General features: G+C 71.1%; 13 protein-coding genes. 9 read left to right on the forward strand and 4 right to left on the reverse strand.

Translation table 11 applies throughout. The features are described from left to right. From ABZO29_RS41575 to ABZO29_RS41585, 3 genes are all read left to right on the forward strand, one after another. Nucleotides 1-2622, forward strand: a complete 2622-nt coding sequence (locus tag ABZO29_RS41575) for a thioester reductase domain-containing protein (RefSeq protein ID WP_367325382.1) — start codon at nt 1-3, stop codon at nt 2620-2622. Then, nucleotides 2619-3758: an alpha/beta hydrolase gene (locus ABZO29_RS41580; protein WP_367325383.1), complete on the forward strand. Its 1140-nt coding sequence runs from the start codon at nt 2619-2621 to the stop codon at nt 3756-3758. The genes ABZO29_RS41575 and ABZO29_RS41580 overlap by 4 nt, the downstream gene beginning before the upstream one ends. A gap of 63 nt (nt 3759-3821) precedes the next feature. Then, nucleotides 3822-4601 carry an alpha/beta fold hydrolase gene (locus ABZO29_RS41585; RefSeq protein ID WP_367325384.1) on the forward strand — a complete coding sequence of 260 codons (780 nt, stop codon included), beginning with the start codon at nt 3822-3824 and terminating at the stop codon, nt 4599-4601. Between the two features lie 9 nt (nt 4602-4610). Here ABZO29_RS41585 and ABZO29_RS41590 read toward each other — a convergent pair whose 3' ends face one another. Next, nucleotides 4611-6233, reverse strand: coding sequence for an alpha/beta hydrolase (locus ABZO29_RS41590; protein WP_367325385.1), 1623 nt, complete (start codon nt 6231-6233; stop codon nt 4611-4613). Between the two features lie 275 nt (nt 6234-6508). Between ABZO29_RS41590 and ABZO29_RS41595 the strand changes: the two genes are divergently transcribed. Continuing rightward, complete coding sequence (locus ABZO29_RS41595) at nt 6509-7123, forward strand: chaplin (RefSeq protein ID WP_367325386.1); 615 nt, start codon at nt 6509-6511, stop codon at nt 7121-7123. Between the two features lie 182 nt (nt 7124-7305). After that, entirely contained in the window at nt 7306-8082 is a 777-nt protein-coding gene (locus ABZO29_RS41600; protein ID WP_367325387.1) for a GNAT family N-acetyltransferase, read from the forward strand. Nucleotides 8083-8201: 119 nt separating this feature from the next. Here ABZO29_RS41600 and ABZO29_RS41605 read toward each other — a convergent pair whose 3' ends face one another. Then, nucleotides 8202-9083, reverse strand: coding sequence for a GNAT family N-acetyltransferase (locus ABZO29_RS41605; protein ID WP_367325388.1), 882 nt, complete (start codon nt 9081-9083; stop codon nt 8202-8204). A gap of 116 nt (nt 9084-9199) precedes the next feature. Next, a complete protein-coding gene (locus ABZO29_RS41610; protein WP_367325389.1) occupies nt 9200-9475 on the reverse strand; it encodes a GlsB/YeaQ/YmgE family stress response membrane protein in 276 nt (91 codons plus the stop codon). 215 nt (nt 9476-9690) lie between these two features. On the opposite strand from ABZO29_RS41610, the gene ABZO29_RS41615 reads away from it, so the two are divergent. Both ABZO29_RS41615 and ABZO29_RS41620 read left to right on the forward strand, forming a co-directional pair. Then, nucleotides 9691-11139, forward strand: coding sequence for a hydrolase (locus tag ABZO29_RS41615; protein ID WP_367325390.1), 1449 nt, complete (start codon nt 9691-9693; stop codon nt 11137-11139). 199 nt (nt 11140-11338) lie between these two features. Beyond that, complete coding sequence (locus tag ABZO29_RS41620; protein WP_367326383.1) at nt 11339-12106, forward strand: ArsR/SmtB family transcription factor; 768 nt, start codon at nt 11339-11341, stop codon at nt 12104-12106. Between the two features lie 65 nt (nt 12107-12171). Here ABZO29_RS41620 and ABZO29_RS41625 read toward each other — a convergent pair whose 3' ends face one another. Then, nucleotides 12172-12615 (reverse strand): SPW repeat protein, encoded by a 444-nt coding sequence (locus ABZO29_RS41625; protein WP_367325391.1) that lies wholly within the window; start codon nt 12613-12615, stop codon nt 12172-12174. A 484-nt stretch (nt 12616-13099) separates the two neighbouring features. Between ABZO29_RS41625 and ABZO29_RS41630 the strand changes: the two genes are divergently transcribed. Both ABZO29_RS41630 and ABZO29_RS41635 read left to right on the forward strand, forming a co-directional pair. After that, complete coding sequence (locus tag ABZO29_RS41630) at nt 13100-13450, forward strand: YciI family protein (RefSeq protein WP_367326384.1); 351 nt, start codon at nt 13100-13102, stop codon at nt 13448-13450. Continuing rightward, on the forward strand, nt 13450-14640 hold the full coding sequence (locus tag ABZO29_RS41635; RefSeq protein WP_367325392.1) for an RNA polymerase sigma factor: 1191 nt from the start codon (nt 13450-13452) through the stop codon (nt 14638-14640). The genes ABZO29_RS41630 and ABZO29_RS41635 overlap by 1 nt, the downstream gene beginning before the upstream one ends. Nucleotides 14641-14736 lie beyond the last annotated feature (96 nt).

Raw genomic sequence — 14736 nt, forward strand, 5'->3', positions numbered from 1 at the left:
ATGCGTGACATGAACGAGGACAGCGGACAGCGGGCGACCGCCGAGTCGATCGAGCGGGGCGGCGGTGGCCTCAGCGTGACGGACCTGCTGGCCAAGGTCATGACGGCCGGGACCGCTGAGGAGCCCACGGCCACCGCCCCGGCGGCAGGGGTCGGGGTGGAGTCCACGCGTACCGCCTCGGCGGCGGGGGTCGGGGTGGAGTCCACGCGTACCGCCTCGGCGGCGGGGGTCGGGGTGGAGTCCACGCGTACCGCCTCGGCGGCGGGGGTCGGGGTGGAGTCCACGCGTACCGCCTCGGCGGCGGGGGTCGGGGTGGAGTCCACGCGTACCGCCTCGGCGGCGGGGGTCGGGGTGGAGTCCACGCGTACCGCCTCGGCGGCGGGGGTCGGGGTGGAGTCCACGGCCACCGCCCCGGCGGCCTGGAGCCCGGAGAGCCTGGCCGCCGCCATCGCGGAGACGGCGGGCCGCTTTCTGCCCGCCGGCCGGCTCTCGCCCGACGCCGACTTCTTCGACGCCGGAGGCTCCTCCGTGCACGCCGTGGAACTCGCGGCCGAGCTGGAGAGCGAGCTAGGCGTAATGCTCGACCTGGACGACGTGTTCGCGGACGCGCGCCCCGTCAGCCTGGCCCGGAAGTGGCTGTCGGCCAACGGGGCAGAGGCCGCCGCTCGGACCCCGTCGGCTCCGGCGATCTCACGGACGTCCGGCATCCTCCCCGTTCCGTCCCCGCGCACCCCACCCGCGGTGACCACCGTCCCTCTCCCCGACGGCACGATCGACCCGTACTCCACCGCCCGCCGCGAGGACCTCGACCAGATCCTCGCCGACCTCGCGCTGGCCGACCGCCTGCCCTTCACCCGCTCGCCCGAGCCGCTGCCGCCGCGCCGGATCCTGCTGACCGGCGCCACCGGCTTCCTCGGCAGCCACATGCTCCTCGACCTGCTGCGGCACAGCGACGCGCACGTCCACTGCCTGGTCCGCGCGGCCGACGAGGAGGCGGCCGCGGCCCGCCTCGGTGAGCAGCTGCGCAGCTACCGGCTGCCCTGGTCCTCGGAGGTCCGCCGCCGGGTGACCGTGCTGCCCGGCGACATACGGCAGCCGCGCCTCGGCCTCTCCGACGAGCTGTGGCACACCCTCGCCCACGAACTGGACAGCATCGTCGGCGTCGCCGCCGCCGTGGACTTCCTGCGCGGCTACCGGTCACTGCGGTCGAGCAACGTCCTGGGCGCGCTCACCCTGGCCGAGCTCGCCGCGACCGGCCGACCCAAGCCGCTGCACCACATCTCCTCGATCGCCGTCTTCAACGAGGTCGGCATCACGTCCATGGGCGAGGACGACCCGCTCGCCCACGCCGACCGCCTCATCGCGGGTTACGACCAGACCAAGTGGGCCGCCGAGGTCGCCCTGCGCCGCGCACGCGACCACGGCCTCGTCGTCACCGCCCTGCGCCCCGGCGGCATCAGCGGCCACAGCAGGACCGGCGCCTACAACCCCCAGGACCTCAGCAGCGGTCTCATCTCGGCCTTCGGCCGCTTCCGCACCGTCCCCGCCTTCCGCTACCTCAACGCGGCGCCGGTGGACTGGGTGAGCAGGGTGGCCAGCGCGGTCGTCTGCGAGCCCGACGCCTGGGGGTACGACTACAACCTCACCGGCGTGCCCAACACCCTCGACGACGTCGTACGGGACATGGCGTTCGGCGGCATGCACGTCCGCGTACAGGACTGGGAGGAGTGGCGCACCGGCGCCCTGGCCCGCCTCGAGGCCGAACCGATCCCCGAACTGGCCTTCCTCAGCCGGGTGTTGCAGAGCCCCACCGCCCTGAAGCTGTGCGAGGCGACACTCAAGGGACCGGCCGCCCTCGGGGAGCGCACCGACGCGCTCGCCGAGGCACTCGGACTGCCGCCCGCCGCCCGCTACGACGCCCGGGCGCAGCTGAGGACGTTCGAGAAGCTCGCCGACGACGGCCTCGCCAGGCTGCCGCACAAGGACGACCAGCCCTACCTGTGGTTCGCCGAGACGACCGAGGGCAGCGTGCACCCCATCGGCAACGCCACCGCCGGCGTGCCCTGCTCGATGGCGCTGACCCTGTCCATCGCGAGCATGTACCAGCTGGTGAAGGAGCGGCGGATGGACGTCACCGGCGAGGTGACCTGCCCGGCGATCCACCCCCGGCCACTGACCGTCGAGCACGGCGACGTCTGGGTCCGTCCCGACGAGGGCATCCCGCAGCAGCACGGCCTCAGGCACCAACTCCTGCGCTACCGGCTGCGGTTGCGCGACGCCGACGGCGCGGGCTGGTGGCTGGAGGGCCACAAGTACGCCCGCGCCCGCCGCGACCTGTGGCGGCAGACCCGCGCCCTGACCGTCGAGATCGGCCGCGAGGGAGAACCCGCGAGCCTGGCCGGCGAGGTCGTCGTCCCGGCCGGCTCCTACGTCCGCGACCAGATCGACGGCATCAAGGTCGCCGCCCACCTGACCAGCCAGGAGAAGCGCGCCGCCAAGCTGACCTGGCTCGCCTGGTTCGGCCTGGAGATGGGCCGCGGCCTGCTCGGCCCGTTCGCCCGGGCCGCCGCGGACCTGCTCGACCTGCGCCGCACCCCGACCCTCACGGAGCACCACCGATGATCTTCAGGACGACCTCCTCCCGGACCACCGGGCCGGCGCTCCGCAGAGTCAGGACCACCCCCGCCCTGCGCCCCCTCCACCACCGCCTCGACCCGGCCCGCGTCGAGGAGATCCCCTTCCACGCGGCCGACGGCGTCCGCCTCGGACTGACCCGCATCGACGCGGGCGACGCCGACCGGCCCGCCGTACTGCTCCTGCACGGGCACACCGCGTCAGCCGACATGTTCCTGCTCCCCGAGACCCGCAACCTCGTCGACGCCCTCCTCGACGACGGCTACGAGCCCTGGCTCCTCGACTGGCGGGGCAGCTGCCGGCTGCCGTACAACGAGACCGCACAGCGCTACACCTACGACGACGTGGCGCTGTACGACATCCCCGCGGCCGTCTCCCACATCCGCGAGCGCATCGGCGAGCGGCCGCTGTTCGTGGTCGCCCACTGCATCGGCTCCCTCACCCTGTCGCTGAGCATGGCGGCGGGGCTGGTGCCGGGCCTCGCGGGCGTGGTGTCCCAGGGCGTGTTCCTGACGCCGAAGCTCGCGGGCCGCACCTCCCTGCGCATGTCGGTGGCCGGGGAGCTGCTGAAGACCCGGATCGACCACATCCCGGTCGACTTCCGCAAGGTGGGCCTGTGGTCGAAGTACACGCCGCTGTTCGCGCTCGCCTCCCGCAGGGCGGACTGCCCCGACCCGACCTGCCAGATCCTGCACAACTCGGCCTGGGGCACGGGCGCGTCCCTCTTCGTCCACGAGAACCTGTCCGAGGCCACTCACGACCGGCTCGCCGAGCTGCTCGGCCCGGCGCCGCTGTGGATCCTGCCGCACCTGCGCCGCATCGAGCTGGCCCGCAGCGTGGTGCGCTGGCACGACACCGACCACCGCTACCGCGCCCTGCCGCCCAACGCGCTGGACGCCGCCGGCCGCATCGACACACCCGTCCTGCTGCTCGCGGGCAGCGAGAACGGGCTCTGGCTGGACTCACAGAAGCTCTGCCACGAGGTCCTCGCGCACCGGCAGCCCCAGCTGGACGTGACGTACACCGAGATCCCCGGCTACGGCCACCTCGACACCTTCCTCGGCCGGGGCGCCGCCCTCGACGTGTTCGGCCACATCCTCGATTTCCTCGGCGAGCGACGGTGACGCAGGGGTGCGCGGCCGGTTACCGTACCGGGCAGTAACCGGACCGCGCTCCAGGAGGCACCCATGCCGCAGCTCGAAGTCGACGGCGCAGCACTGACGTACGACGACGAGGGCCCCCGCGACGGCGGCGGCGTGCCCTTGGTGTTCGTCCACGGCTGGACGGCGAACCGGCACCGCTGGGACCACCAGGTGGCGCACTTCGCCGAGAAGCGGCGGGTGATCCGGCTCGACCTGCGCGGCCACGGCGAGAGCAGCGGGGCGGGCGTACGGACGATCGAGGAGCTGGCGAAGGACGTTCTGGCCCTCCTCGACCATCTGAAGATCGAGCGGTGCGTCCTCGTCGGCCACTCGATGGGCGGGATGATCTCGCAGACCATCGCCCTCACCCACCCCGAGCGGGTGGAGCGGATGGTGCTGGTGAACTCGATCGGCCGCATGACCTACAACCGGGGCCGCGGCCTGCTGATGGGGGTCTCCACGCTCGTTCCCTTCAAGCTGTTCGTCGCCGCCAACATCCAGCGCGCCTTCGCCCCGGGCTACCCGCGCGAGGAGATCAGGGAGTACGTCAAGGCCTCCGCGGACACCCCGCGCGAGGTCGTCATGACGCTCTACGGCGCCATGCGGGCCTTCGACGTCCTGGACCGGGTCGGCGAGATCGGCGTGCCCACCCTGATGGTTCACGGCTACCACGACATCCAGCTCCCGGTGAAGCAGATGCTGCGCATGGCGAAGGCGTACCCGGACGCCACGGTCCGCATCATCGACGCCGGCCACGAACTGCCGGTGGAGAAGCCCGCGGAACTGACGGCGGCGATCGACGCGTTCGTGACCAGCGCGGCCTGAGGCCGCTCCTCAGGATCCTTCGTCGTTCTCAGGCCCGCAGGAGCTGCCGCTGGGAGGCAGGGAGCCGTACAGCAGGAAGGCGTCGATCTTGCGGTGCACGCACTTGGAGGACGCGTAGCCGGTGTGGCCCTCGCCCTTGTTGTCGAGCACGACGGCCGACGAGCCCAGGCGCTCGGCCGTCTCCTCGGTCCAGCGGTACGGCGTCGCCGGGTCGCCGCGCGTTCCGACGAGCAGCATCTTCGGCGTGTCGACGTCCTTCACCTTGTCGCGTATGAAGTCGGTGCCCTTGGGGCGGCCGTAGCACATCAGCACCTGGGTGAGCCGGTACTGCCCGAAGACCGGCGACGCCTCCTCGTACTCGGCTCGCAGCCGCCGGAGATCCTCGGTGATCCGCCCGGCGGTCGGGCGGTCCGGGTCGTCCGCGCAGTTGATCGCCATCAGCGCCGCCGGGAGGTTGTCCAGGGGGACGTCCTCCCCGTCGACGAGACCGCCGTCGCTCTCGTCCGGGCTGCCACCGTTCGGGCTCGGACTCGGGCTCGGGCCGGGGCTCGTGCGCAAGACGCCGCTGTTCGTGAACGTCAGGATGCCACTGGCGTCGCCGTCCTCGACGAGCTGGGCGAGGGCCCGCTCCAGCGAGGGCCACCACTCCTTGCTGTAGAGCGCCGAGCCGATGGCGCCGACGAGGTCCTGGCCGGAGAGCCGGTTGCCGAATTCCGTCGGCACGGGATCCTCGTCGAGCGAACGGATGAGCCGTACGACCGACTCCCTGGCCTTGCGGGCATCCTGCCCGAACGGGCAGGCGACGTCCTTCACGCACCAGTCGACGAAGGCCTCCAGCGCCACCTGCTGCCCCCGGGCACCGGCCACGCCCTGCTCGGTCAGCGGTTCGGTCAGCGTGTCCACACCGTCGAAGACCATCCGGCCCACCTTGTCCGGGAACTGGGCCGCGTACACCGCGCCGAGCCGGGACCCGTAGGAGAAACCGAGGTAGTTGAGCTTCTTGTCGCCGAGTGCCTGGCGCATCACGTCCAGGTCCCGCGAGGCGTTCACCGTGCCGATGTGCGGCAGCACCGCCCCGGAGTGCTCGGCGCAGAGGTCGGCCGCCTTCTTCAACTTCTCGAGTGCGTCCTGCGGATGACTGAGATCGGCCGAGGGGTCGTCCGTCACCGCGGCGGCCTCGTCCTCACCTTCACCACAACTGACGGGGGAGGAGCGGCCGACGCCCCGGGGGTCGAAGGTCACCACGTCGTACTCGTCCGTGAGGTCCATGAACTCCTTGCCGCCGAAGGCGAGTTCGGGCACGCCCGCGCCGCCCGGGCCGCCGAAGTTCAGCACCACCGAGCCACGTTTCCCGGCCGTGGCCCGGTAGCGGGCGAGAGCGAGTTCGAGTGTGCCCGCGGCGGGTCTGGCGTAGTCGAGCGGTACGGTGATCTTGCCGCACTGCAGGTCCCTCGGCATACCGTCGCTCTCGCACGCCGACCAGGTGATCTTCTGGCGGTAGAACCGGGACAGGGTGGACTCGTCCCCGCCGCCGCCCGCGGCCGGTGGCGCCGTGCCGAGCAGGGTCAGCGCGGCGGCTCCGGCGAGCGCACAGCGCCGGAGCGCGGGGCGCTTCGACAGCTTGGCCAGCATCAGTGCCTCCCGGGACGCCCCGCGGCGGACCGCGGGATTCGGTGCCCTCGAACACGATAAGCGGCACCCGGAAGCCGCGCCTCCGGACGTGTGCGGTTCCCACGGGGCGCCTCGTTCTCCTTTGCCGGCAGTTCGATGAGCCTGTCACTCGATGGGGTGAAAGGCCGATTAGCCATAACTCCGATGGTTCGCCCGCGTTCTATCCGGTGCGGGTGAGGGCCCGCGACCGATGTCTGGAAGGCAGGGAACCTATGAGACGGGTAACCCGGAACGGGATGATCGCCGTCGCTGCCGCGTCCGGCGCGATGGCCGTGGCGATGCCGGCCCACGCCGACTCCGCGGTGGACGGCTCGGCCGCCGGCTCGCCCGGACTGATCTCCGGCAACACCGTCCAGGTGCCGGTGCACGTGCCGGTGAACGTGTGCGGGAACACCGTGAACGTGGCCGGGCTCCTGAATCCGGCGGCGGGCAACACATGCGTCAACGAGGCCGCTGGCAAGGGCGACGGGCCGTCGTCGTCGCCGGGCGGCGGAGCGGTCGCGCACGGCAGCGGGACGGCCTCCGGGGTGATCTCCGGCAACGGGGTGCAGATTCCCGTCGATCTCCCGGTCGACATCAGCGGCAACACGGTGAGCGGGGTCGGCATCGGCAACGCGGCCACCGGCAACGAGTCCGTGAACGCACCGGGTGACCACCCGAGGACCACGCCGACGCGATCGGTGCCTCGCGAGAGGCACCTGGGCCGGGAGACCGCCCCGCGCCAGCACCGCGTGGCGGCCCTGGCGAGCACGGGAGCGGACCACACGCTGCCCGCCGTGGCCGGGAGCGCGGCGCTGCTGCTGAGCGGAGCCGTCCTGTACCGGCGCTTCCGCCCGGGGGCGCGGGCCTGACGGGGCGGCCCGACCGTCGCCGAGCGGCACCAGGAGACACAGGACCGCCGCACTTCGAACCGCGGCCCGCCCGGAGGGCCGGGTGCCCGCATGTCGCGCCCGCACCCGGCCGCCTTGCCGGAGGCGCAGCGCCGCTCCGTAAATCCGTTGCCCCCGTCATGGACCGATGCTGCGATGAACGCATGGATCATGCCGCGGTACTCGCCCTCTACGACCGGGACATGCGCGAAGACGCACGGCCCGACGGCCCCGACTCCAGGATCGAGCGGACGGGGAACGTCGTCCGCCAGATCGCGTCCGCGCACGGCTGGAACGGCGTCCTCTGGTCCGGTCTGGACACGGCGGGCGCCGACGCGGCGATCGCCGAGCAGGTCGCCTGCTTCACCGAACTCGACCGGGACTTCGAGTGGAAGCTCTACGGCCACGACGGGCCGGCGGATCTCGGTCGGCGGCTGAGGTCGGCCGGATTCGTGCCCGAGCCCGAAGAGACGCTGATGATCGGCGAGGTCGCCGGTCTGCCCCTGGACGCCGAGCCACCGGAGGGCGTCCGCGTCCTCGCCGTCAGTGACGCTCAGGGCGTCGACCTCGTGGCCGTCGTACACGAGAAGGCCTTCGGCACGGACAGTTCACGGCTGCGGCAACAGCTGCTCGCCCGGCTCGCCGCCGACCCGGACACGGTCGTCGCCGTCGTCGCTCTCGCCGGTGACCAGCCGGTCGGCTCGGCCCGCATGGAACTCGTGCCCGGCACCAGGTTCGCGGGTCTGTGGGGCGGCGGCACCGTCGAGGGCTGGCGCGGCCGCGGGATCTACCGCGCGCTGGTCGCCCACCGCGCACGCGTCGCCGTCGCACGTGGCTACCGCTACCTCCAGGTCGACGCCTCCGACCAGAGCCGCCCCATCCTCGAACGCCTCGGATTCGCGCCGCTGACCACCACGACGCCGTACGTGTACGTGCAGTAGGACCGCGGTGCCGGCTCAGCCCGGGCCGAACGCGTCCGCCGGCGCGTCTGCTCGCGGGCACGGTGGCGGCCACCCTGTCCCGGTAGGGCGACTGGCCGGCGACCATGCGAGGCGCGGGCTCACAGATCGAGCTGGTACTCCACCGCCTTGTGCGTGGGTACGTACCCGAGCGCGTCGTTGACCGCGAGCATCGGCGCGTTGCTGTCCGCGGTGTCGGTGAGCAGCCCCGCGAGGCGGGGATGCCGCTTCCGCACTCCCGCGACCGTGGCCGCCTTCATCCAGCGGGCGAGGCCGCGGCCCCGGTGCTCGGGGAGCACCGCCGTGCCGTAGTGCTGTCCGTCGCCCAGTCCGTCGCCCGGTACGACGAGTTCGGAGAAGCCGACGACGGAGCCGTCCGCGCCGTCCAGTACGGCGGCGGTGTGCAGCAGGTCCCCGCGACGCGCGATCGCTTCAGCGGCCGCGGCGACCCGTTCCAGGTCCCACACGACCGTGCCGAAGTCCGTGTCCTCCATCGGCATGTCGTCCATGGCGCGCCGGGAATCGGCATACGACTGCGCCAGTTCGGCCGGGGGGACGCCGTCCCACTCTGTCAACCGATAGCCGGGACGCGGCAGTTGGACGAGTTTGTCGAGCTCCGCGAAGTCGGCGTCGGCCAGCGACAGCCTGGCGTACGTCAGCGTCAGCACCCGGCGAAAGCCGCGCGCAGCCAGGAACAGGTCGGCGGGGGAGCCCAGTTCGGCCTGGGCGAGGACCGAGCGCCGGCTCTCCGCCCGGGCCGCGGCCTCGGCGGTCTGCAGCAGCCGGGTGCCGACGCCCTGTCGCCGCTCGGCGCCGTGCACCGCGATCTCGAGCTCGGCGAGGTGCCTCTGGCCCTCCCCGGTGAACAACCGCAGGAAGGCGGACCCGACCGGAGCCCCGTCGGTTCCGGAGGCCAGCCAGGCCAGTCGGCGGCTCGAGGCTGCGGCCTCGGGGTCGGCGAGCGGGGTGATGCGCAGGGACAAGAGGGCTCCGTCACGGTCGGATCGGTGCAGTGCGACCTGCGAAGCCAAGCGGAGCCCGGTGGGGTGCGCAACGGAATTTGTCCCGCACAGCGCCGGGCCCGCACACCCCTGCCTCGTCAATGACGCAACCGCCCCCGTCCCTTGCTCCGGTCCAGCGCAGCGACCCCGAGCGCGGCCAGGGCGATCTGGATCAGCCACTCGACCCAGTCCACTCCGTTGGTGTCGGCCACGTCGAGCCCGGCGGCAATCGCCGACCCGATCAGTGCGGCCACGATGCCGACGAGGATCGTCCACAGGATGCCGATCCGCTGGCGCCCCGGGACGACGAGCCGTCCCAGCACACCGATGATGATGCCGATGAAAATGGCACTGATGATGCCTGAGATCTCCATCTCTGCCCCTCTTTGTCGAGACCCCGTTGCTGTCCGTGTTCCCCCTGCGGGCCGGGGCACTCCGTTCCGGTTATTGCCCGCGTTTGATGTTCACGGCCCGGTCATGCCATGTACCTTTCAATCGGTCCACGCGTGTAGAACTCTCGATCGGGTCTACGCGCGCAGATTCAGCGCCCCGCACCGCCTCTTTCCCCACCCCTCAGGAGGTTCGCCGGATGCTCGGATCAAGAAGATCCCGTCACAGACTCACCACGGCCCTGGCCGGTCTCGGACTGCTCGTCACGGGGATCGCCCTCCAGGTGAGCACCAGCGCCACGCCCGCGGTCGCAGCCACTCCGCACCGCATCCTGTTCGACAACGCACACGCGGAGACGGCCGGCAACGCCGACTGGATCATCTCCACCAGCCAGCCGGACCCGCTGGGCCAGGACTCCTCCCCGTCCGCCGAGACCGACTGGACCGGCGCGCTGTCGGCCTGGGGCGTGGCCCTGCAGAAGACCGGCGACTACAGCCTGAAGACACTGCCCTCGGGCTCCAGCCTCAGCTACGGCGGCTCGTCCACGACCGACCTGTCGAACTTCGACACGCTGGTTCTGCCGGAGCCGAACACCCTCTTCACCACCGCCGAGAAGACGGCGATCATGAACTTCGTCAAGAACGGCGGCGGCCTGTTCATGGTCTCCGACCACACCGGCGCCGACCGCAACAACGACGGCGAGGACGCGGTCGAGATCCTCAACGACCTGATGACGAACAACAGCATCGACTCCACCGACCCGTTCGGCTTCTCGATCGACTCGCTCAGCATCGGCTCCGGTTACCCGGCGGCGATCAGCGACAGCACCGACCCGGTGCTGCACGGCTCCTTCGGCACCGTCACCAAGAGCCTCATCGCCAGCGGTACCACCGCCACGCTCAAGCCGTCCGACAACTCCAGCGTCAAGGGCCTGCTCTACCGCAGCGGTTACTCCGGCAACACCGGAGTCTTCTTCGCCACCAGCACGTTCGGCAGCGGACGGGTCGCCTTCTGGGGCGACAGCTCTCCCATCGACGACGGCACCGGCCAGTCCGGCAACACGCTGTACGACGGCTGGAACGACTCCGGAGCCACCAACGCCGCCCTCGCCCTCAACGCCACCGAGTGGCTGTCCGGCGTGAGCGGTGACGGCGGGGGCGGGGGCGGCGGCACCTGCACCGCCGCGCAGCTGCTTGCCAACCCCGGCTTCGAGTCCGGCGGCAGCTCCTGGACCGCGACGAGCGGCGTCATCACGAACGACTCCGGCGAAGCGGCCCGCACGGGCTCCTACAAGGCCTGGCTGAACGGCTACGGCTCCGCCCACACCGACACACTCGCGCAGTCCGTGACCATCCCGTCCGGCTGCACCGCGGCCACGCTGAGTTTCTACCTCCACGTGGACACGGCCGAGACGACAACCTCCACGGCGTACGACACGCTCAAGGCACAGGTCCTCAACAGCAGCGGAACGGTCCTGTCCACGCTCGCGACCTACTCGAACCTCAGCGCCGCGAGCGGATTCACGCAGCGCAACTTCAGCCTGGCGAGCTACGCGGGCCAGACGGTCACGATCAAGTTCACCGGTACGGAGGGCTCCACCCTGCAGACCTCGTTCGTCATCGACGACACGGCGCTCAACGTGAGCTGACACGTTGCGGGGTGGGCCTGCCCCCGCGGGGCAGGCCCACCCCGGGGCGGCCGGCACGTGACCCGCGATGCCGATCGCCCTCCGGCGCCGAATGCAGTTGCCCATACGGTTCCCGTCGATGAGCGGCACCTCCGCACGCGTTGACATGCAGGTAATCACCTGCATAACGTTGAGTGTGCGATCAGAGGGCGACTCCGGGATGGACAAGGTCTTCAAGGCGCTGGCCGACGACACGCGCAGGCTCCTCCTCGACCGGCTGCACGAGCAGAACGGCCAGACGCTGGGCGAGCTGTGCGAGCGCATCGACATGACCCGTCAGTCGGTCACCCAGCACCTCGCCGTCCTGGAGGCCGCCAACCTGGTCGGCACGGTGCGACGGGGGCGGGAGAAGCTGCACTACCTCAATCCGGTCCCGCTCCACGAGATCCAGGAGCGGTGGATCGACAAGTTCGAGCGTCCGCGCCTGCGCGCGCTCGGCGCCGTGAAGAGACGAGCCGAGGAAGCCATGACCGACAAGCCGACCTATGTCTACGTCATCTACATCGCGAGCACACCCGAGAAGGTCTGGGACGCGCTCACCGACGCCGACCTGACCGCCGCCTACTGGGGCCACAGCAACGTCTCGGACTGGCAGCCCGGCTCACGCTGGGAACACGTCCGTACGGACGGCTCCGGCATCGCCGACGTGGTCGGCACGGTCGTGCTGAGCGAGCGCCCCACCCGCCTGGTCACCAACTGGGCCTCGCCCGACGACGAGGGGCAGGAGGACAAGTACTCCCGCGTCACCTTCGACATCCAGCCGCACGGCGACATCGTCCGCCTCACGGTGACCCACGAAGACCTCCCCGACGAAGGCGCGCTCGCCGAGGTCTCCTTGGGCTGGCCGGCAGTGCTCTCCAACCTCAAGTCGCTCCTCGAGACCGGCAGCCCGCTGCCGCAGGAGCCGTGGCTGGTGCCGAACGGCTGAAGGGCGCGAGAAGGCCGGCCCGCGGGGCGCGGACCGGCCGGACCTTCTCCTTTGCCGGAGGATCGTTACGGCTGGGGGGCGCTCTTCGCCGCCGTACCGGCGCACATCAGCCCCAGGATCACAGCCAGGGCGCCGACGATGATGTTGTTGAGGGCGACACCGGCGTCGGGGCTGTCACCGACGACCCAGGGCGCGATGATCATCCAGACGCCGACCGCACAGAAGGCCCAGCTGAGGCCGTACATGCGCTCGGGAGCCCTGGTGAACCCGAGGGCCAGCATGCCGATCGCGATGCCGACGATCAGGTTGTGCGTTACGAGCGCGGGCTGGCTCGTCGTGTAGTGGAGTATCCACGGGGATACGGCGCAGTACAGACCGAGCAGGAACACCGGTCCGTCCACGAGCGCCACATCGCGACCACCGAGCATGCGGTCGTACCGTGCCCGCATTTCGGATACATCAGGGTGAGTGGTTATGTCACCTCTGCTGGTGGGCGAGACGTTGGCCATGACTTGTCTCCTTTGACTAGCAGGCCTGACCGCGTCTGGTGCGGTATGCGGTAAGCGCCGCGTACGCATATTCTGCGCTTATTTCGCCTTTATGTGTAGAGGTCAGGGCGGTGCCGAGGGGCAGCCGCAACGAAGACGACCGCACCGAGCCGCGCCACGCCGATCAACGGCTCGTCGAGCGGTCGTCACTGTCGCGGGGTATTCCAGCCGTTCCGTCCGCACACCCCGCGTAACACGGCCTGTCTCACGGCCCGTTCAAGGCTTTCACCGCCAACCTCGGTGCAATGCAGTGGTCCGGGGGCGCGGCAAGCAGCATGCAGGGTGGGTATCCGGGGACACGGCCTTCTCCCGGCGTTCGTGAGTGGCGGAAGGAGACCCCGACCCCGGGGGGACATTTGGAGGGTGTCGTCGCGCGGTGTGTCGATCCGGGGCCCGGCCGTTCGTGTAGGAGGTGAGGGAACCCCACGACGCCAAGGAGGCCGTCATGAAGTACTACCTGCTCAGCGTGGTCACTCCGAGTGAAGGGCAGATGCCCTCTCCCGACGCGCTCGCCGAGATCAACCGCAACCTCGAGACCTTCCACCAGGAGCTGCGCGAGGCCGGAGCCTGGGTCTTCGCCGGGGGTCTGCACGGACCGGAGACGGCCACCGTGCTGCGACCCCGGGACGGCGACGTACTGATCACCGACGGACCGTACGCCGAGGGCAAGGAGTATCTGGGCGGCATCTGTCTGATCAAGGCACCCGATCTGGACGCGGCCCTGCACTGGGGCCGCCGGGCGACCTGGGCCACCACGCTTCCCATCGAGGTGCGCCCGTTCATGGGCGAGGCGTGATGCCCCTCGACATCGAGGCCGTCTTCCGCGCGGAGTACGGCCGCGCCGTCGCCGTCCTGGTCCGCCGCCTCGGCGACATCGACCTCGCCGAGGAGGCGGTCCAGGACGCCTTCGCCACGGCCGTACGGCGCTGGCCGGAGACCGGCGTGCCACCGAGCCCGGCCGGCTGGATCATCACCACCGCGCGCAACCGGGCGATCGACCGGCTGCGCCGGGAGTCGGGCCGCGACGCCCGGCACGCCGAGGCCGCCCGGCTGTACGCGCCCGGCGCGCCGGTGGAGGAGGGCCCCGTGCACGACGACCGGCTCCGGCTGATCTTCACGTGCTGTCACCCCGCGCTCGCCACCCAGGCCCAGGTCGCCCTGACCCTGCGTCTCCTCGGCGGGCTCACCACCGCTCAGATCGCCCGCGCCTTCCTGGTGCCCGAGCCGACCATGGCACAACGGCTCGTGCGGGCGAAGTCGAAGATCCGCCATGCCCGCATCCCGTACCGCGTGCCCCGGGACGCCGACCTGCCGGACCGGCTCGAGGGGGTCCTGGCCGTCATCTACCTGATCTTCAACCAGGGATACGAGGGGGAGGCGGGCCTGTGCGCGGAGGCCGTACGCCTCGGTCGCCTCCTGACGGAACTCATGCCGGACGAGCCCGAGGCCACCGGCCTGCTCGCGCTGATGCTCCTCGTCGAGTCGAGACGGCCCGCCCGCCGGAACGAGCGAGGCGAACTCGTTCCGCTGCCGGAGCAGGATCGCCGACGCTGGGAGCACGACCTGATGGCCGAGGGTCAGGCGCTCGTCCGCCGCTGCCTGCGCCGCAACCGGCCCGGGCCGTACCAGATCCAGGCGGCGATCCAGGCCGTGCACAGTGATGCGCCGGCGCCTGCGGTCACGGACTGGGGACAGATCCTGCAGTTGTACGACCACCTCATGACCATCGCCCCCAGTCCCGTCGTGGCCCTGAACCGGGCTGTTGCCGTGGCCGAGGTGGAGGGCCCGCGTCACGCGCTCGACCTCGTGGACACGCTGGACCTCGACACCTACCACGTCTTCCACGCCGTCCGCGCCGATCTTCTCCGCCGCCTCGGCCGTGACACGGAGGCCGTAAGGGCGTACGAGACGGCCATGGCGCTCACCGAGAGCCCGGCGGAGCACGCCTACCTCGAACGCCGACGGCTCGAGCTCGTCCGCGCGTGAGGCCGCGAGCGGCACGGCGCGCTACGCGTCACCGCGCGCTACGCGTCACCGAGTACGGCTCGGTATATGGGCCACCTCCTTCGTCGACGACGATCT

This window comes from Streptomyces sp. HUAS ZL42, assembly GCF_040782645.1.
In the GTDB taxonomy this organism is placed as follows: Bacteria; Actinomycetota; Actinomycetes; order Streptomycetales; family Streptomycetaceae; genus Streptomyces.

What these genes read in the sequence shown, in the direction of transcription:
- ABZO29_RS41575 (WP_367325382.1), top strand. Translation starts at nt 1, where the DNA reads ATGCGTGACATGAACGAGGACAGCGGACAGCGGGCGACCGCCGAGTCG.
- ABZO29_RS41580 (WP_367325383.1), top strand. Translation starts at nt 2,619, where the DNA reads ATGATCTTCAGGACGACCTCCTCCCGGACCACCGGGCCGGCGCTCCGC.
- ABZO29_RS41585 (WP_367325384.1), top strand. Translation starts at nt 3,822, where the DNA reads ATGCCGCAGCTCGAAGTCGACGGCGCAGCACTGACGTACGACGACGAG.
- ABZO29_RS41590 (WP_367325385.1), bottom strand. Translation starts at nt 6,233, where the DNA reads ATGCTGGCCAAGCTGTCGAAGCGCCCCGCGCTCCGGCGCTGTGCGCTC.
- ABZO29_RS41595 (WP_367325386.1), top strand. Translation starts at nt 6,509, where the DNA reads ATGATCGCCGTCGCTGCCGCGTCCGGCGCGATGGCCGTGGCGATGCCG.
- ABZO29_RS41600 (WP_367325387.1), top strand. Translation starts at nt 7,306, where the DNA reads ATGGATCATGCCGCGGTACTCGCCCTCTACGACCGGGACATGCGCGAA.
- ABZO29_RS41610 (WP_367325389.1), bottom strand. Translation starts at nt 9,475, where the DNA reads ATGGAGATCTCAGGCATCATCAGTGCCATTTTCATCGGCATCATCATC.
- ABZO29_RS41615 (WP_367325390.1), top strand. Translation starts at nt 9,691, where the DNA reads ATGCTCGGATCAAGAAGATCCCGTCACAGACTCACCACGGCCCTGGCC.
- ABZO29_RS41620 (WP_367326383.1), top strand. Translation starts at nt 11,339, where the DNA reads ATGGACAAGGTCTTCAAGGCGCTGGCCGACGACACGCGCAGGCTCCTC.
- ABZO29_RS41625 (WP_367325391.1), bottom strand. Translation starts at nt 12,615, where the DNA reads ATGGCCAACGTCTCGCCCACCAGCAGAGGTGACATAACCACTCACCCT.
- ABZO29_RS41630 (WP_367326384.1), top strand. Translation starts at nt 13,100, where the DNA reads ATGAAGTACTACCTGCTCAGCGTGGTCACTCCGAGTGAAGGGCAGATG.
- ABZO29_RS41635 (WP_367325392.1), top strand. Translation starts at nt 13,450, where the DNA reads ATGCCCCTCGACATCGAGGCCGTCTTCCGCGCGGAGTACGGCCGCGCC.